At 43.1% G+C, this 15,603-nt stretch carries 18 protein-coding genes; 8 read left to right on the top strand and 10 right to left on the bottom strand.

Features of this window, described 5'->3' with window-relative positions:
• Positions 1–2: 2 nt before the first annotated feature.
• The 7 genes from HRU23_10520 to HRU23_10490 form a co-directional block, all read right to left on the bottom strand.
• Positions 3–1,496: an RNA polymerase factor sigma-54 gene (locus HRU23_10520; protein NRA54568.1), complete on the bottom strand. Its 1,494-nt coding sequence runs from the start codon at positions 1,494–1,496 to the stop codon at positions 3–5.
• Positions 1,497–1,590: 94 nt separating this feature from the next.
• Positions 1,591–2,316 carry an LPS export ABC transporter ATP-binding protein gene (gene lptB, locus HRU23_10515; protein ID NRA54567.1) on the bottom strand — a complete coding sequence of 242 codons (726 nt, stop codon included), beginning with the start codon at positions 2,314–2,316 and terminating at the stop codon, positions 1,591–1,593.
• A gap of 3 nt (positions 2,317–2,319) precedes the next feature.
• Positions 2,320–2,832: a lipopolysaccharide transport periplasmic protein LptA gene (lptA, locus tag HRU23_10510; GenBank protein ID NRA54566.1), complete on the bottom strand. Its 513-nt coding sequence runs from the start codon at positions 2,830–2,832 to the stop codon at positions 2,320–2,322.
• The gene (lptC, locus tag HRU23_10505; protein NRA54565.1) at positions 2,813–3,370 is read right to left on the bottom strand and encodes an LPS export ABC transporter periplasmic protein LptC; all 558 of its coding nucleotides are present in this window, start codon (positions 3,368–3,370) and stop codon (positions 2,813–2,815) included. Before lptC ends, lptA begins: the two co-directional genes overlap by 20 nt.
• A complete protein-coding gene (gene kdsC, locus HRU23_10500; protein ID NRA54564.1) occupies positions 3,367–3,912 on the bottom strand; it encodes a 3-deoxy-manno-octulosonate-8-phosphatase KdsC in 546 nt (181 codons plus the stop codon). The genes lptC and kdsC overlap by 4 nt, the downstream gene beginning before the upstream one ends.
• 8 nt (positions 3,913–3,920) lie before the next feature.
• The gene (locus tag HRU23_10495; protein ID NRA54563.1) at positions 3,921–4,895 is read right to left on the bottom strand and encodes a KpsF/GutQ family sugar-phosphate isomerase; all 975 of its coding nucleotides are present in this window, start codon (positions 4,893–4,895) and stop codon (positions 3,921–3,923) included.
• Positions 4,896–4,906: 11 nt separating this feature from the next.
• Positions 4,907–5,866, bottom strand: coding sequence for a calcium/sodium antiporter (locus HRU23_10490; protein NRA54562.1), 960 nt, complete (start codon positions 5,864–5,866; stop codon positions 4,907–4,909).
• Positions 5,867–6,195: 329 nt separating this feature from the next.
• On the opposite strand from HRU23_10490, the gene mlaF reads away from it, so the two are divergent.
• The 7 genes from mlaF (at position 6,196) to murA (ending at position 10,808) form a co-directional block, all read left to right on the top strand.
• A complete protein-coding gene (mlaF, locus tag HRU23_10485) occupies positions 6,196–7,005 on the top strand; it encodes a phospholipid ABC transporter ATP-binding protein MlaF (GenBank protein NRA54561.1) in 810 nt (269 codons plus the stop codon).
• A complete protein-coding gene (gene mlaE, locus HRU23_10480; GenBank protein ID NRA54560.1) occupies positions 6,995–7,774 on the top strand; it encodes a lipid asymmetry maintenance ABC transporter permease subunit MlaE in 780 nt (259 codons plus the stop codon). Before mlaF ends, mlaE begins: the two co-directional genes overlap by 11 nt.
• 61 nt (positions 7,775–7,835) lie before the next feature.
• Positions 7,836–8,306 carry an outer membrane lipid asymmetry maintenance protein MlaD gene (gene mlaD / locus HRU23_10475; GenBank protein ID NRA54559.1) on the top strand — a complete coding sequence of 157 codons (471 nt, stop codon included), beginning with the start codon at positions 7,836–7,838 and terminating at the stop codon, positions 8,304–8,306.
• 17 nt (positions 8,307–8,323) lie between these two features.
• Positions 8,324–8,974 (top strand): ABC transporter substrate-binding protein, encoded by a 651-nt coding sequence (locus HRU23_10470; GenBank protein NRA54558.1) that lies wholly within the window; start codon positions 8,324–8,326, stop codon positions 8,972–8,974.
• On the top strand, positions 8,974–9,258 hold the full coding sequence (locus HRU23_10465) for an STAS domain-containing protein (protein NRA54557.1): 285 nt from the start codon (positions 8,974–8,976) through the stop codon (positions 9,256–9,258). The genes HRU23_10470 and HRU23_10465 overlap by 1 nt, the downstream gene beginning before the upstream one ends.
• 25 nt (positions 9,259–9,283) lie before the next feature.
• Positions 9,284–9,541: a BolA family transcriptional regulator gene (locus HRU23_10460; GenBank protein NRA54556.1), complete on the top strand. Its 258-nt coding sequence runs from the start codon at positions 9,284–9,286 to the stop codon at positions 9,539–9,541.
• A gap of 10 nt (positions 9,542–9,551) precedes the next feature.
• On the top strand, positions 9,552–10,808 hold the full coding sequence (gene murA, locus HRU23_10455) for a UDP-N-acetylglucosamine 1-carboxyvinyltransferase (GenBank protein ID NRA54555.1): 1,257 nt from the start codon (positions 9,552–9,554) through the stop codon (positions 10,806–10,808).
• A 77-nt stretch (positions 10,809–10,885) separates the two neighbouring features.
• On the opposite strand, the gene HRU23_10450 is transcribed toward murA, so the two are convergent.
• The 3 genes from HRU23_10450 to HRU23_10440 all read right to left on the bottom strand — a co-directional run bounded on the left by HRU23_10450 (position 10,886) and on the right by HRU23_10440 (position 14,167).
• Positions 10,886–11,968 carry a trypsin-like peptidase domain-containing protein gene (locus HRU23_10450; protein NRA54554.1) on the bottom strand — a complete coding sequence of 361 codons (1,083 nt, stop codon included), beginning with the start codon at positions 11,966–11,968 and terminating at the stop codon, positions 10,886–10,888.
• Positions 11,969–12,083: 115 nt separating this feature from the next.
• Positions 12,084–13,433 (bottom strand): Do family serine endopeptidase, encoded by a 1,350-nt coding sequence (locus tag HRU23_10445; GenBank protein ID NRA54553.1) that lies wholly within the window; start codon positions 13,431–13,433, stop codon positions 12,084–12,086.
• A 176-nt stretch (positions 13,434–13,609) separates the two neighbouring features.
• Positions 13,610–14,167 carry a DUF1043 family protein gene (locus HRU23_10440; GenBank protein NRA54552.1) on the bottom strand — a complete coding sequence of 186 codons (558 nt, stop codon included), beginning with the start codon at positions 14,165–14,167 and terminating at the stop codon, positions 13,610–13,612.
• Positions 14,168–14,320: 153 nt separating this feature from the next.
• Between HRU23_10440 and HRU23_10435 the strand changes: the two genes are divergently transcribed.
• Entirely contained in the window at positions 14,321–15,451 is a 1,131-nt protein-coding gene (locus HRU23_10435) for a cell division protein ZapE (protein NRA54551.1), read from the top strand.
• The last annotated feature ends 152 nt before the right edge of the window (positions 15,452–15,603 follow it).

Raw genomic sequence — 15,603 nt, 5'->3', positions numbered from 1 at the left:
ACTTAAATTAAACTCTTTCTTTGATTAGACGCAGGGATCGATAAAGCATCTCGATATTTTGCGATGGTACGTCGCGCTACTTTTATCCCTTGATCCGCTAATAAATCGACAATTTTACTATCACTTAATGGCTTTTTAGTATTCTCTGCGGCAATCAGCTTCTTAATAATAGCTCGAATTGCGGTCGACGAACACTCTCCACCATTTTCTGTGCTGACATGACTTGAAAAAAAGTACTTAAGCTCGAAGATCCCACGCGGGGTATGCATGTATTTTTGAGTCGTGACCCGAGAAATTGTCGACTCATGCATTTCAACGGCTTCAGCCACATCATTTAATACTAAAGGTTTCATCGCTTCATCGCCATACTCAAAAAAGCCACGTTGCTGTACCACAATGCAATTAGCTACTTTTAATAAGGTTTCATTACGGCTGTCGATGCTTTTGATAAACCACTTTGCTTCTTGCAAATGGTTGCGAATAAACTGAGTATCACTCGTGCTTTTACTGGTTTTACTCAAGGCTGCATATTGTTGATTAACCCTAATTTTAGGTAAACTATCAGGATTAAGCTCAACTACCCAGCGGCCTTTAATTTTTTTAACAGAGACATCAGGAATAACATATTCATCTTTTTTCTTGATGATAGCACTGCCAGGGTGCGGATTCAGGGTTTGAATTAACAAAATCGCGGCGGCTAATTGATGTTCTTTAAGTTTTGTTTTACGGGTTAACGTTCGATAATCACGCTGTGCTAATAATTGCATATAATCAGTTACTAACAGCAAGGCTTCGGCACGCCATGGCGTACTTTCTGGTAAACGCTTTAGTTGAATTGCTAGGCATTCACTCGGGTCTTGCGCCGCGACACCGACCGGGTCAAAATGCTGGATCCGTTTCAATACGGCCATCACTTCGTCCAGTTCAACTTCTGAATTAGCCATTGCAGTTAAAATATCATCAGGAGTCTGGGTCAGATAACCCGTTTCTTCAATCGCATCAATTATTGCGGTGGCAATTGCGAAATCGGTTTCGCTAAAGGGGGTTAAATTCATTTGCCATAATAAATGGTCTTGTAAATTTTCAGTGGTTTCCCCCTGAAATTGAAAATCTTCATCGATCGGGCCACTTGAGGCCGCGGGTGCTGCTGAGGTGTAATCATCCCAAGTGCTATCGATTGGCAGCTCGTCACTAATGTTGGGTTGTTCGAGCGCTTCTGTGGTGTCTAGCGTGCTGTTATCCTGAGCTTCGGTGGCTTCGGTGGGTTCGTTGTCTGCCTGTGGGCTGTCAGAAATTGTATTTGAGTCGTTGCTCTCGCCTTTGGCTGGTTCGTTATCCGAGCCTTCTTCAACTTCTAATAATGGGTTAGCGTCAAGCGCCTCTTGAATCTCTGCTTGCAGGTCAAGAGTTGATAATTGAAGTAATCTAATTGCCTGCTGAAGCTGAGGCGTCATGGTCAATGATTGACCAAGTTTTAACTGCAAAGAAGCTTTCATTTAATTCCATTATTTTGTTGAGATAACTTCACACCCGGGAACTAATACCTGAACTAATCGCTCTTTAACTTGGGTACTGGGCACCTATAACTTACTATAATTTGAATTGTTCACCTAAATAAACATCACGTACGGTCTGATTTGACAGAATATCATCTGGCTTGCCTTGTGCAATCATTTTTCCATGACTCATGATATAGGCAAATTCACAAACATCGAGAGTTTCCCGAACGTTATGGTCGGTAATTAATACGCCTAAACCACGATCTTTCAACTGTTTAATTATATTTTTTATATCAATCACCGAGATAGGATCTACCCCAGCGAATGGCTCGTCAAGTAAAATAAATTCAGGGTCAGCTGCCAAAGCTCGGGCTATCTCAACGCGGCGGCGTTCACCACCCGATAACGACATCCCGAGATTGTCTCTGATATGTTCAATGCGAAACTCTTGCAGCAAGCTTTCTAATTTGTCCAATCGTTGTTGTTTTGATAGCGATTTTCTAGTTTGTAAGATCGCCATAATATTATCTACCACCGACAATTTTCGAAATATTGACGATTCTTGTGGTAAATAACCAATGCCCTGACGTGCGCGAAGATGCATTGGCATCATCGTTATATCTTGCTGATCAATGGTTATTTTTCCATTGTCGGTGGGGACTAAACCAACAACCATATAAAATGTGGTCGTTTTACCAGCGCCATTAGGGCCGAGTAAGCCGACAATTTGACCTTGCGCCACTTCAAGAGATACATCGGTAACGACTTGGCGACTGCCATAGCGTTTGGCTAAGTTCTGGGCGGTTAATTTCGACATGACTTATTTTTTATCACTTGATGTTGGTTGCAAAATAGTAACAACGCGCTTTGATGGCGTTGTTTTATCTTGGTTGTTGGCTAACAATACTTTCTTGGCCATGTCATAGCTAATGAATTGACTTTTTACTAAGCTATCTTGTTGTTTTAACTGAGCATCAGTAGTTAGGCTGACAATGTTTTTAGCCCGTTCAAAGCGAATAGTTTTAGCCTGAGCTGTTAACTGGCCTCCTTGCTCAAGTTGCTGGCTAAACTTGGCTGGGTTACCCGTTAATACCATAATTTCTTTACCGCTTTTACCATGATTATAGATCTTTAAGCTATCGGCCGAAATTAAGATCGAGCCTTGCTTTATCGTGACGTTGCCGGACAGCATCGCGAAGTTTTTCACCAAATCAATTGTTTGATTATTAGCAGAAATAACGGCGGGTTTGTTGACATCACTCGTAAGAGCGATGGCATGAGCGCTGGCTAATAAGGTCAGAGCAAGAAGAGTGCTAGCTTTGATTTTTTTCATAAACAGCCTGTATATCTTTAATGAGTTCAATGTGTTGCTGATTTAAATTCGCTTTAAGTCCAACACCTGTAATGTCATATTGTTCACCAGTGATTTTTATTTTTTGATCACTGCTTATCATCATCGTGCCTAAATTTAGCTCAAGCCGAGATGTTGTAATTGATTTTATATTTTGCGTCGGATCTAAGGCACTAATAATAACATTATTTGTTAACACGACCCGATCGCTTTGCTCAACCAGCCCAATGTCAGCACTTATCTTCCATTTAGGACTACCCTGTTTGGGGTACAAAATATAACTTGGCTTAGTAAATTGGGTAATATTGGTTTTATCATAAAAAGCCATATGCTGCGCGTGTAATTGTGAAGATAAATAACCCTCTTCATTATATTGGCGCAGGGTCATGTCATTAGCAACAAAGTCAGGTTGAAAACTTTGGGGCTTCACTTTCACACCATTAATCGACCAGAATGGATTCATAAACAGCAATACGCATGAAATAAAAAACAGTCCGATCAATAGTGTGGCACGACTCATATGCTCATGCCTTGGGCATCATCTAATTTGTGTTGGCTGGCTAAAATTAAATCACAGCTCTCACGGACTGCGCCAAAGCCGCCGTTAATAAACGTTTGATAGTCGCAATCGACTACTAGGGCCGGGTGGGCATCATTGACCGCAATGCCTAAGCCGCAATGATCCATTACTACTTTATCAACCATGTCGTCACCAATATAGGCAACTTGGTCCGGCTCTAAAGCAAGTTCAGTTAATAACTGCTGGTAAATACTAAATTTGTCGGCTTGGCCTTGATAAATATGACTAATGCCGAGTCCACGCATTCGTCGTTCAACAATCGCTGAATCGCGGCCGGTAATTATAGCGACATTAATGCCGGCATTGAGCAACGCCTTGATGCCATAACCGTCTTTGGTGTGGAAAGCTTTTAGCTCCTCGCCATCGTTGCCAAGATAAATCCTGCCATCTGAAAATACGCCATCGACATCACAAATTAACAGTTTTATTTGTTGTGCCCGCAGCCACGCCGACTCAGCTATTTCGCCGTATAAGGTATTTATTTTATTCACTAGACAACTCCTGCCTTAAGCATATCAAGCATGTTTAATGCACCAAGTGGTTGGCGGTCTTTATCAACAATAAATAAGCCATTAATATTGTTGTCTTCCATTAATTTTAAGGCACCTGCAGCGAGTAAATTATCTTGCAACACCACTGGCTCTTTGGTCATTACTTGACTGATTGACGTGGTATGAAAATCGAGCTTTTGATCTAGGGTTCGGCGTAAGTCACCATCGGTAAATAACCCGACCAGCTGGCCCTGCTCATTAATAATGCCGGTCATGCCAAGACCTTTTTGAGAAACCTCAAGCAGCGCAAGACTAATACTAACATGCTGGTCAACCAAAGGCAGCTCGTTGCCGGTGTGCGCGACATCAAGTACTTTAAGTAATAAACGTCGCCCCAACGCCCCACCGGGGTGAGACAGTGCAAAGTCGTCAGCGGTAAAGTCTTTTGCTTGCAATAGTGCAACCGCTAATGCATCTCCCATCGCTAAGGTGGCGGTGGTGCTTGAAGTCGGGGCCAAACCTAATGGGCAAGCTTCCTTTGATACTGCAATGCACAGATGGATGCGAGCCAGTTTAGCCATGGCCGAGTCCGGATTGCCGGTCATGGCAATCACAGGTACTCCTAAGCGTTCTATCACGGGATAAAGAGTTAAAATTTCAGCCGAAGTGCCCGAGTTAGAAATTGATAAAACGATATCATCTTTAGAAATCATTCCTAAATCACCATGACTGGCTTCACTAGGGTGAACAAAAAATGCAGGGGTACCAGTACTGGCTAGGGTCGCGGCAATTTTATTGGCAATATGGCCTGACTTGCCCATGCCCATCACAATGAGTTTGCCACGGCAGCTTAAAATCAGCTCACATGCGCGGGCAAAGTCATCATTTATATATTGTTTTATTTCGGTTAGGGCCAATATTTCGGTCGTAATAACGTCTTGGCCCCAGCGACATAAATCATTCTTACTTGGCATAGCAATATTCTCTAGAAAAATAGTAATGCTTGATAGGCAATAAAGCTCGACAGTAACAAGCCACCTTCTGTGCGGGTGATCGTGCGTTTTTTACCGAAGTGCCAGCACATTACAAATAGGGTAATAGTTAGAGCAAGCATAATATATAAATCACGTCCTGCCGCATTTGGATCAAACGCGCCAGGTGCAATCAATGCTGGCATCGCTAACACCGCCAAAATATTAAAAATATTCGAACCGACAATATTGCCTAACGCTAAATCATGTTCGTTGTTTTTGATACTGGCAATACAGGCTGCTAATTCAGGCAGGCTGGTGCCAATAGCAATAATGGTTAAGCCAATAACTAACTCTGAAATACCAAAGAAACGTGCAATATCAACTGCGCCATCAACTAAGATATGAGAAGACAGCGGTAATAAAATCATGCCAATGACGACACTGATTATCGCTTTGCTATTACTGACGCCTTCAGGCACATCGTCTTGTGCTTCTTGCAACAACGGGTCGTTATTTTTTTTGTTTTTAAGAGTTAACCAGCATATTCCACCTATAGTGATGAAAAATAAGCTAAGTAAAGCAATACCTTCGACTTGGGTTAGTTGCTGGTCATATAACATAACCCCAGCAAAACCTGAGACAAACAATAACAAAGGTAGTTCACGGTTTAATAAAGCGGAACTTACCACTAAAGGTTTTAGTAAGGCAGTAATGCCAAGTACTAAGGCAATATTGGTTATGTTCGAGCCGAGCGCATTACCGATTGCGGTATTAATATTACCTTCATACGAGGCGCTAGCCGCGACCATAATTTCTGGCGCTGAAGAGCCCATAGCGACTATGGTCAGGCCGATGATTAATGGTGGAAAACCAAAATTGCGTGCGATGGCGGCAGCGCCATAAACGAATTTATCGGCACTCCATATTAGGCCGATCATGCCGAAGATCAACATGGCGATACTTAAAAACATGTATAAGACTCTGCTGCTGTAATTCAAAAGGTTAATTGTCGCTATTATCCCTTAAAAAAGGAAGCACAATTGCTTATTGTCGTGATTATTTACGCTAAAAACTGAATTTAAATATCCGAAGCTGCACTAAAGGGGAATTTGGGTTGATATTTTGCTTGAGTTCATTAAAGAGTGATTAAGCTTGAGATAAAAATTAATTAAGACTTATTTAAGTGGATCATAATTTAGTACATAACAGATTGAATATCAATGTACTGATCGTTTAAAATAAATGCATCGGCAAGATGCTGGGCTCGCTCAATCGTTAGAACACAAGGAATACAGAACTATTGGATCAATCAAACAACATCATTGAAGTCTCGAATCTGAGCTTTAGTCGCAACGATCGGGTTATTTACGATAATATTTCGTTGACTGTACCCCGTGGTAAAGTCACCGCGATTATGGGGCCTAGTGGCATTGGTAAAACAACCCTGTTACGTTTATTTGGCGGACAGCTGCGTCCTGATAGCGGTAAAATTATGTTCGATGGCCAGGATATTCCGACGTTATCGCGTAAAGCCCTTTATCAGGCGCGACGAAAAATGGGGGTGCTATTTCAATCGGGCGCATTATTCACTGAAATGAGTGTCTTTGATAATATCGCCTTTCCATTGCGAGAGCATACCAAGCTGTCTGCGAGTATCATTAGAAAAATTGTTTTAATGAAACTCGAAGCTGTGGGCTTGCGTGGTGCCGCAAATTTGTTGCCGACCGAGTTGTCGGGCGGCATGGCACGGCGCGTTGCATTAGCGCGCAGCATTGCCTTAGATCCTGATCTTATTATGTACGATGAGCCTTTTGCGGGGCAGGATCCTATTTCGATGGGCGTTATTGTACGGCTGATCCGTGATTTAAATGATGCGCTTAATTTGACATCTGTGGTGGTATCGCATGATGTTGAGGAAGTGTTGAGCATTGCAGACTATGTCTACATCATCGCTAACAAAACCGTAATTGCGCAGGGCTCTCCGGCGCAATTAAGACAAGAGACGTCGGCACAAGTCCGGCAGTTTATGGCAGGGGAACCTGATGGGCCGGTGCCTTTTCATTATCCAGCAGCCGACTACCAAGAGGAATTGTTTAATCATGTTAAGTAAGTCGGTCAGTGGATTAGGGCGTCAGGGATTGTCATTTGTCGCTGGTGCAGGTCGCGCGGGGCTATTATTGTTCGGGGCGTTAAAACCTGCAGGCAGGGGCTTTAAATTGCTACCGCTGCTCGTGAAGCAATTATATGTGGTCGGTGTGCAATCGCTGGTTATTATCTTGGTCTCAGGCTTGTTTATTGGCATGGTATTATCGCTACAGGGTTATACCTTATTGGTCGACTATGGCGCGGAACAAAGTTTGGGCCAAATGGTCGCTTTATCTTTACTGCGAGAGCTCGGCCCTGTGGTATCGGCCTTGCTGTTTGCGGGGCGAGCCGGTTCGGCCTTGACCGCCGAAATTGGTTTAATGAAAGCAACCGAACAATTAAGTTCGCTTGAAATGATGGCGATTGATCCGCTGCATCAAATTATCGCACCGAGATTTTGGGCTGGCGTGATCAGTTTACCGTTATTAGCCACTATTTTCTCTGCGATTGGAATTTTAGGTGGTCACCTAGTCGGTGTCGAGTGGCTGGGAGTTGATACCGGGGCTTTTTGGGCGATTATGCAGTCATCGGTTCAATGGAGTGAAGATATTGTCAATGGTGGCATTAAAAGCTTAGTTTTTGCCGTGGTGGTGACGTGGATAGCCCTGCATAAAGGTTATGACGCCGAGCCAACGTCGGAAGGGATTAGCCGAGCGACGACCGCAACAGTGGTGCAATCGTCATTGGCTATTTTGGGGTTAGATTTTGTGATGACAGCCTTGATGTTTGGTTAACTAAATATCGACGGTTTATATAATAAATTAATTGGTCGTGCCTTGGGCGTGAAGGATAGAAATGATTAGTAAAAAAATTGAAATAATGGTTGGTGGTTTTTTGTTGTTAGGCATAGCTGCTCTGTTGATGTTGATGTTAAAAGTTGCCGACAGTCAACTAGGCGGAGACAATGAGAGCTACCGACTATACGCAAAATTTGACAATGTTGGCGGCTTGAAAGTACGCTCACCGATTAAGGTCGGCGGGGTTGTTGTAGGACGAGTTGCCAGCATCAGTCTTGATAACGAAGATTTTACCCCGCTGGTGGCGATGAATATCTTGGCGAAGTTTAATCAATTTCCAGATACTAGCTCGGTGGCTATCTTAACTTCTGGTTTGTTAGGGGAGCAGTTTATCGGCCTAACACCTGGTTTTATTGATGAAGACGAAAATACCATTTTAGCCGCCAACGATCATATTGAAGATACCCGTTCAGCGATGGTGTTAGAAGATTTAATAGGTCAGTTTTTATATGGCAACAATGACGATTAAGACAAGGAAATATCATTATGCGTTTTTTCAATAAATTTATTTTAACGATTGCTGTCATGGCATTTTCTGCAATTAGTAGTGCTAAAACAGCACCGACTCTAGATATGAAGGATCCTTATGCCTTAATTCATAATGTCGCAGAGCTTACTTTTTCGCGCTTTCGTGCCGAGCGCCATCTGATTGACCAAGATCCCGACCATTTAAAATTAATTGTCGAACAAGAATTAATGCCTTACATTAATTATAAATATGCTTTAGCTAAAATACTGGGTAAAAATTATCGTAAATTAACCAAAATTCAAAAACAAAGATTTACGGAAATTTTTTATGATTACCTGATTGTTAATTATGCCAATATATTTACTTTATATGATCAGCAAACGGTCATTTATGGTAAGACAAAAGAGTTTGGCACTAAAAAAACCGTGGCAGTGAAAGTTAAGATTATAGATACCAATCGGCCACCAATTTCAATTGCATTTAAGTTGCGTAAAGGGGCTAAAAGCGGCGATTGGAAGGCTTATGATATGGCGGCAGAAGGAGTCAGCATGGTCGCTAGTAAGCAGGCTGAATTTGATGCATTAATCCGTAAGAAAGGGATTGATTATGTCATCGATTATGTTGAAGAAAAATCAAAAGATTCGGTTGAGCTAAAGGTGGTAAACTAATGCTAGAGTGGCAAGAGACAGCACCCAATCAGGTCGCGATTAAAGGTCGACTTGATCAGTGGAACCTTGCTCAGCTAATGCCTATAACCCCATTACTGGTGGCGTTTAAAGAGCTGCTCATAATCGATTTGTCAGCTATTAACAAAATAGACAGCGCGGGATTAGCCTTTTTACTCGAGCTAAAACAACAGGCGGGTACACTTGGATTGAAAATTGAATTTCAAGGTTCTCCAAGCTCGCTGAATAAGTTAAAATCCTTATATAATTTAGAGCAGTTGTTCTAACAAAATACAAAAATAGAGATATAAAATGGAACCTGAAGAAATTAAAACGATTTTGGCCACGGCCATCGAATTAGATGAATTGCACGTGAAAGGTGAAAACGGTCATTTTCAAGTAATAGCTGTTTCAACCATGTTTGACGGCATGTCACGCGTTAAAAAGCAGCAGACAATTTATGGTCCTTTGTCTGATGTGATCGCTTCAGGCGCAGTACACGCGGTATCAATTAAAGCCTTTACGCCTAGCCAGTGGCAGCGTGAGCAACTACTCAACCCAATCGGTTAAGGCAGTATTTGTGGAAAAGCTAAAAATTAGCGCCGTCGATAAACTCGAAGGTGATGTCGTCATTTCTGGCGCAAAAAATGCTGCACTACCAATCTTAATGGCTACAATTTTAGCCAAGGGTGATAGTGTTGTTACCAATGTACCGCAACTCAATGATATAAAAACGACCGGCAAGGTATTGACCAGTCTGGGCGCTAAAGTCGATTTTGTTGATAATGTCTTTAAAGTTAATTGCGATAGTATTAATGAGTTTTGCGCGCCTTACGATTTAGTTAAAACCATGCGTGCCTCAATTTTAGTGTTGGGCCCTTTATTGGCCCGATTTGGCCAAGCAGATGTTTCTTTGCCCGGTGGCTGTGCTATTGGTGCGCGTCCGGTTAATTTGCATATCCAAGGTTTAAAGCAAATGGGTGCCGATATTTCGGTTGACCATGGTTATATTAAAGCCCGGGTTAATGGTCGCCTTAAAGGGGCGACTATATTCATGGATATGGTCAGTGTTGGCGCGACTGAAAACTTAATGATGGCGGCTGCTCTTGCCCAGGGAACAACCTTGCTCGAGAACGCAGCACGCGAGCCAGAAATTGTCGATTTGGCTAATTACCTAATCGCGATGGGCGCTAAAATATCTGGCGCCGGTAGTGACACCATTAAGATTGAAGGGGTTGAAGAGTTATTGGCGTCAGGATATAGCGTGATGCCCGATCGGATTGAAACCGGCACATTTTTAGTGGCGGCCGCGATCACGCGTGGCAATGTTCGTTGTTTAAAGGCTGATCCAAAAGCATTAGAACCTGTGTTGGCTAAGCTGGAAGAAGCTGGCGCGGTGATCACGCAAGGCAGTGACTGGGTTCGCCTCGACATGGCTGGCAAGCGCCCAACCGCAGTTAACATCAAAACAGCGCCTCATCCGGCTTTTCCGACCGACATGCAAGCGCAATTTTGTGTGCTTAACGCCTTGGCGTCAGGCAGTGCCAATGTCACTGAAACGATCTTTGAAAATCGATTTATGCACATCCCTGAGCTACAGCGAATGGGTGCAACCATTGATTTAGAAGGTAATACCGCGATTTGTCATGGTATTGAGCGATTAAATGGCGCGCAAGTAATGGCGACCGATTTACGGGCGTCAGCCAGCTTGGTTATTGCAGGATTAGTGGCCGACGGCGATACCATCGTTGATCGTATTTATCACATCGATCGTGGATACGAGAAAATTGAAACTAAACTTAATGGTTTAGGTGCGAATATTGAGCGTATTAGCTAGCCGCTAAATGACAGTGTAACAATAACCCGTATTGGCACGGGTTGTTGTTCGTTGTCTAATCTTCTCTGGCGCTCGAGTTATCTCGATAAGGGTAATTCACCGACAATTACTGTGCGTTCTACTACTTCATTTTCGTGAACTACGGTTAATATCATTTCGCTACCAGGTTTGGTTTCTGCGATGTAATGCAGTGCCGCTCGGGCTGAATTAAATTCATGTTCGTTAATCTTTAACATAATATCGTCTTTAATCACCCCAGCTTTAGCGGCAGGACCATCGGCTTGAACCCCGGTAACTAGAATGCCAATGCCTGATATATTCAACGATTGAGCAATGACAGGCTCAACCGCTTCGCCATTAATGCCCAAATAACCTCGGATCACGCGTCCTTCACTGATAATTTGTTTCATTACCGTATCGGCTAACCGGATTGGGATCGCAAAACTAATGCCACTTGTTTGCACATCGGTTAATGAATTGTAATTGGCGGCATTAATACCAACCAGTTCGCCAAGTGAATTAATTAAAGCGCCGCCAGAATTTCCGTCGTTTATTGCAGCATCTGTTTGAATTAAATCAAGAAATCCAGAAGAGCTTAAGCCGGCGTTACGACCGGTAGCGCTGACAATGCCTTGCGTTATTGTCTGGCCAAGATTATAAGGATTACCGATAGCTAATACCAAGTCACCGACCTCGGTTGCGCGCGCTAAATCGATCGGGATCACGGGTAAACCTTGGGCGTCGATATGCAATACGGCTAAATCAGTTAAGGGATCAACACCTACTACCGAGGCGGTTTTAATCGTGCCGTTTTGAATGCCAACTCGAATAATATCAGCGCCTCTAATGACATGATAATTAGTTAAAATGAAACCGTTAGGTGAAATGATAACACCAGAACCTAACCCCTTCGCGCGTTGTTCAATTTGATTTAACGGTGACAGATGCTGAGTAATTGAATAAATGTTAACGACAGCAGGGGCCGCGCGTCGAATGGCCTGAGAAAATGAAATTTGTGAGCTTTGATTTAATAACCAACTATTGAGGTTTAAATTAATCGATGGGCGCAAGCTTGGTACTAAAACAACAATCAAGCAGCCAATAAGCAGACCTGCACCTATCGCTTTTAGCGTTGCGATCAATATTTTAGACACAGTCATTATCCATGGCGAGAAAAACGATTAGATTAGCATTTGAGTTGTAATTTGAACAGGCTATTTACACAGGTTATGACACAAAAGCAGCGTGATACTGCCTTTGTGTCATAGCTATAGATTATCTAAGAATCAAATACATGTTGCGTTCATCACGAATTATGCGTAATGCCGCGATACCGCTATGGCTTTTAATATACTCACGCAGCTCTTTGAGTGACAATGTCGCTGTGCGGTTTACCCCAATAATTAAGTCGCCTTGTTTTAGACCAATTTGCACCGCTGACGAGTTAGGTTCGAGCTTGTCAATGCTAATACCCTGTTGTGGGCCGTCACTGTCGCTTAAAGTGGCGCCTGTCAGAGCCGGATGAATTATTCCTGCTTGTAGGTTGCTACGCTGGGATTGCTTGAGGGTTACGTTGGCACTGACAATTTCACCGTTGCGCACGAGCTCTAATTTAACTTTTGAACCAGCCCCTAATGTCGCCACTTTTGCGCGCAGCTCGGCAAAACCTTTAATCGCTTTGCCATTGATTTTAACAATAATATCACCTGGTTGCAGCCCTGCTTCTTCAGCAGCTGAGTTAGGCATTACCTGATTTATAAAGGCGCCGTACTTTGTTTTGTGACCAAAGTTTTTAGCCAACTCGGGGGTCAAAGGCAAACCCGCTATGCCTAATACTCCGCGGCGCACCTCACCAAACTCGATAATTTGCTTTACTAGGTTATTGACCATATTGGACGGAATGGCAAAACCAATGCCAACATTGCCGCCGTTAGGACCAATTATCGCGGTGTTAATGCCAATCAGTTCACCACGTAAATTGACTAAAGCACCGCCTGAGTTGCCACTATTGATCGCAGCGTCGGTCTGAATGAAGTTCTCTAAGTTTTCGAGATTAAGACCCGACCGACCTAGGGCACTGACAATACCCGATGTTACGGTTTGGCCTAAGCCAAAGGGGTTGCCAATCGCGACGGTAAAATCACCGACCCGTAATTTATCCGAGTCAGATAGCGTAATTTCGGTTAAATTATCTGCTTTTATCTGCAGTAATGCGACATCAGATTCAGGATCTGAACCAATAAATTTGGCGTCAACCTCACGGCCATCATCGAGCATCACTAGAATATCGTCGGCTTGGTTAATCACATGATGGTTGGTGATGATATAGCCTTTAGCTGCGTCAATAATAACTCCCGAGCCTAACCCTTGAAAAGGACGTTCTTGAGCGCGTTCATCTTGGCCAAAGAAGGGTTTAAATATCTCTGGCACTCGGCGAGTTGAGCGCTGAGTTCCTTTAACCGAGATCGAAACCACAGCTGGCGTTACATGCTCTAACATTGGTGCCAGGCTTGGCATTGCATCACCAGCAACATTCTGCGGCCATGCGGCATAACTCGTGGCTGGAATAACGCTTAAAGACAATGCGACTAATGAGGCACTAACTAATGACAACCTAAAATTCATAATTTTAATATCTCCACGCTCTGGGCGATGATAACAATTCCATTAAATGGACACGGCGGTATAGGGAAGCAATAATTTAACTAGTGTATATGTTTACTGATATTAAGGACTAATGTGAAGTGAATAAGTTCAATTTTTTAGCGGATAAAAGAGCGCCATCCTTGGCGCGTCATTTATTAGGTTTTTACGGTAGCAGTTTGTTCGTTTGAAGTTTGGTTGATAATTCCGTGGCTGCCGGCAACATAATCGTTCGGCTGATTGGCCATGATTGGTTCCGTTGGTGCAGTAACCTTTGGTTGCTCTGGCTCACTCGGTTGCTCTGCTGGCGTCATTGACTCTACCGATTGCTCTGGCGCCAATTCTGATTCTGATCCCAATTCTGTGGTGGCAGGTGCAAAGTCCGGGGCTACCGATTGCGCCGCTAATTCGACTTCGGGTGGCTGCTCGTTATTTTCAATAAATAAAGGGCTAATGGCTGGCTCGCTATCAGGCAGTAACTTTTGTTGCGATTGCGCCATGTGCTGATAAATCTTGCTGTAATCAGCCGCCATCTTATTTAATAAATCGGCACTGCCAGCGAAATGTTGTTCAACATCTTCTTTGTATTGATTGAGTTCTGATTCTAGTTGCTGCTGTTTTTCTTTTGATTCACCACCATTTTTCTGCATTCGGCAAATAACATAGCCTAACAGCGAGCCGACGATAAATGTGATGATATTGGTAGTCCAGTCCATAAGTGATCCCTACTAAAGATTAAGTAATGTAATTATAGTGCTTGTATTAATATTCGCAGACTTTTGTTACTGTGCTTGCAGCTTGAAAAAAGGCTAAGCCTAGTCGTATCAATTTATGCTGTTATATAGCAGCGAAGGAAAAATAGAACACTAATGTCACAGCTTACCCCGTTACAAAAATATCAACAAGATCTGACGCGTGACGACTTTAGTTACGACAGTGCCCAAGAACATGCAGTTAAGCAGTTACAGCGGCTATATGATGAACTAGTTGCTCATAACGTTAAAAAAGAACCGCTTAAAAAACTGAGTTTTTCGCAAAAAATAAAGCAATTAGTGACGCCTAAGCAACCAACGCCAGTTTTAGCGATCAAAGGTTTGTATTTTTGGGGGGGAGTGGGGCGTGGCAAAACATATTTGGTCGATACTTTTTTTGAAGCCCTGCCAATTGAGCGAAAAATGCGGGTGCACTTCCATCGTTTTATGCACCGAGTTCATCAGGAGTTGGGGACATTGCAAGGTCAAAGCGATCCGTTGCTGTTGATTGCTGACAAGTTTGCTCAAGAAGCTCAAATTATTTGTTTCGATGAGTTTTTTGTGTCTGATATTACCGACGCGATGATTTTGGGAGGCTTATTTGAGGCACTATTTAATCGTGGGGTTATTCTGGTTGCTACCTCCAATATCGTTCCTGACGACTTATATCGCAATGGTTTGCAGCGCGCGCGTTTTTTACCCGCGATAGCGTTAATTAATCAGCACACCGAAATAGTGAATGTCGATTCAGGTATTGATTACCGCCTCAGAGCACTGGAACAAGCTGAAATATATCACTACCCGCTAGATCAGCAAGCGGACCGAAATTTAATGACTTATTTTGAGCAACTTGCGCCAGAACCGGGACATGAAGTAGGCACCATTGAAATTGAAGGGCGTGCTATTGACGTTCGACTTGATGCCGATGGTGTATTGTTAATTGATTTTAAAGCGCTATGTGATGGTCCTCGTAGTCAAGTCGACTATATGGAAATTGCCCGTTGTTACCACTCGATCCTCCTGAGTGATGTCATGCAAATGGGCAAAGAAACCGACGACATCGCTCGCCGCTTTATTGCGATGGTTGATGAGTTTTATGAACGGCGAGTTAAACTGATTATTTCGGCGGAAGTGGCGATGGAGCAATTATATAGCGACGGCCAACTCAACTTTGAATTTAGACGTTGCCTCAGTCGCCTGCAAGAAATGCAATCGCATGAGTATTTAAGCGAAGCGCATAAACCCTAGTAACCCATGAAGATGCTTTAGACCTTGTCTGGGTCTAAAGCATCAAGTTTTCTATTTTATTTCGAAATAACGAGTGATTTTTCACCCCGCGTCATATATAATCCTGCCCCTGCCTACGTAAGTTGTTATTCATTTTCCCATGAATTCCAACA

The sequence above is a fragment of the Gammaproteobacteria bacterium genome (assembly GCA_013214945.1).
GTDB lineage: Bacteria > Pseudomonadota > Gammaproteobacteria > Enterobacterales > Psychrobiaceae > Psychrobium.
Note: the sequence above shows the minus strand (reverse complement) of the source record. Positions and strands in the feature narration are given on the sequence as shown.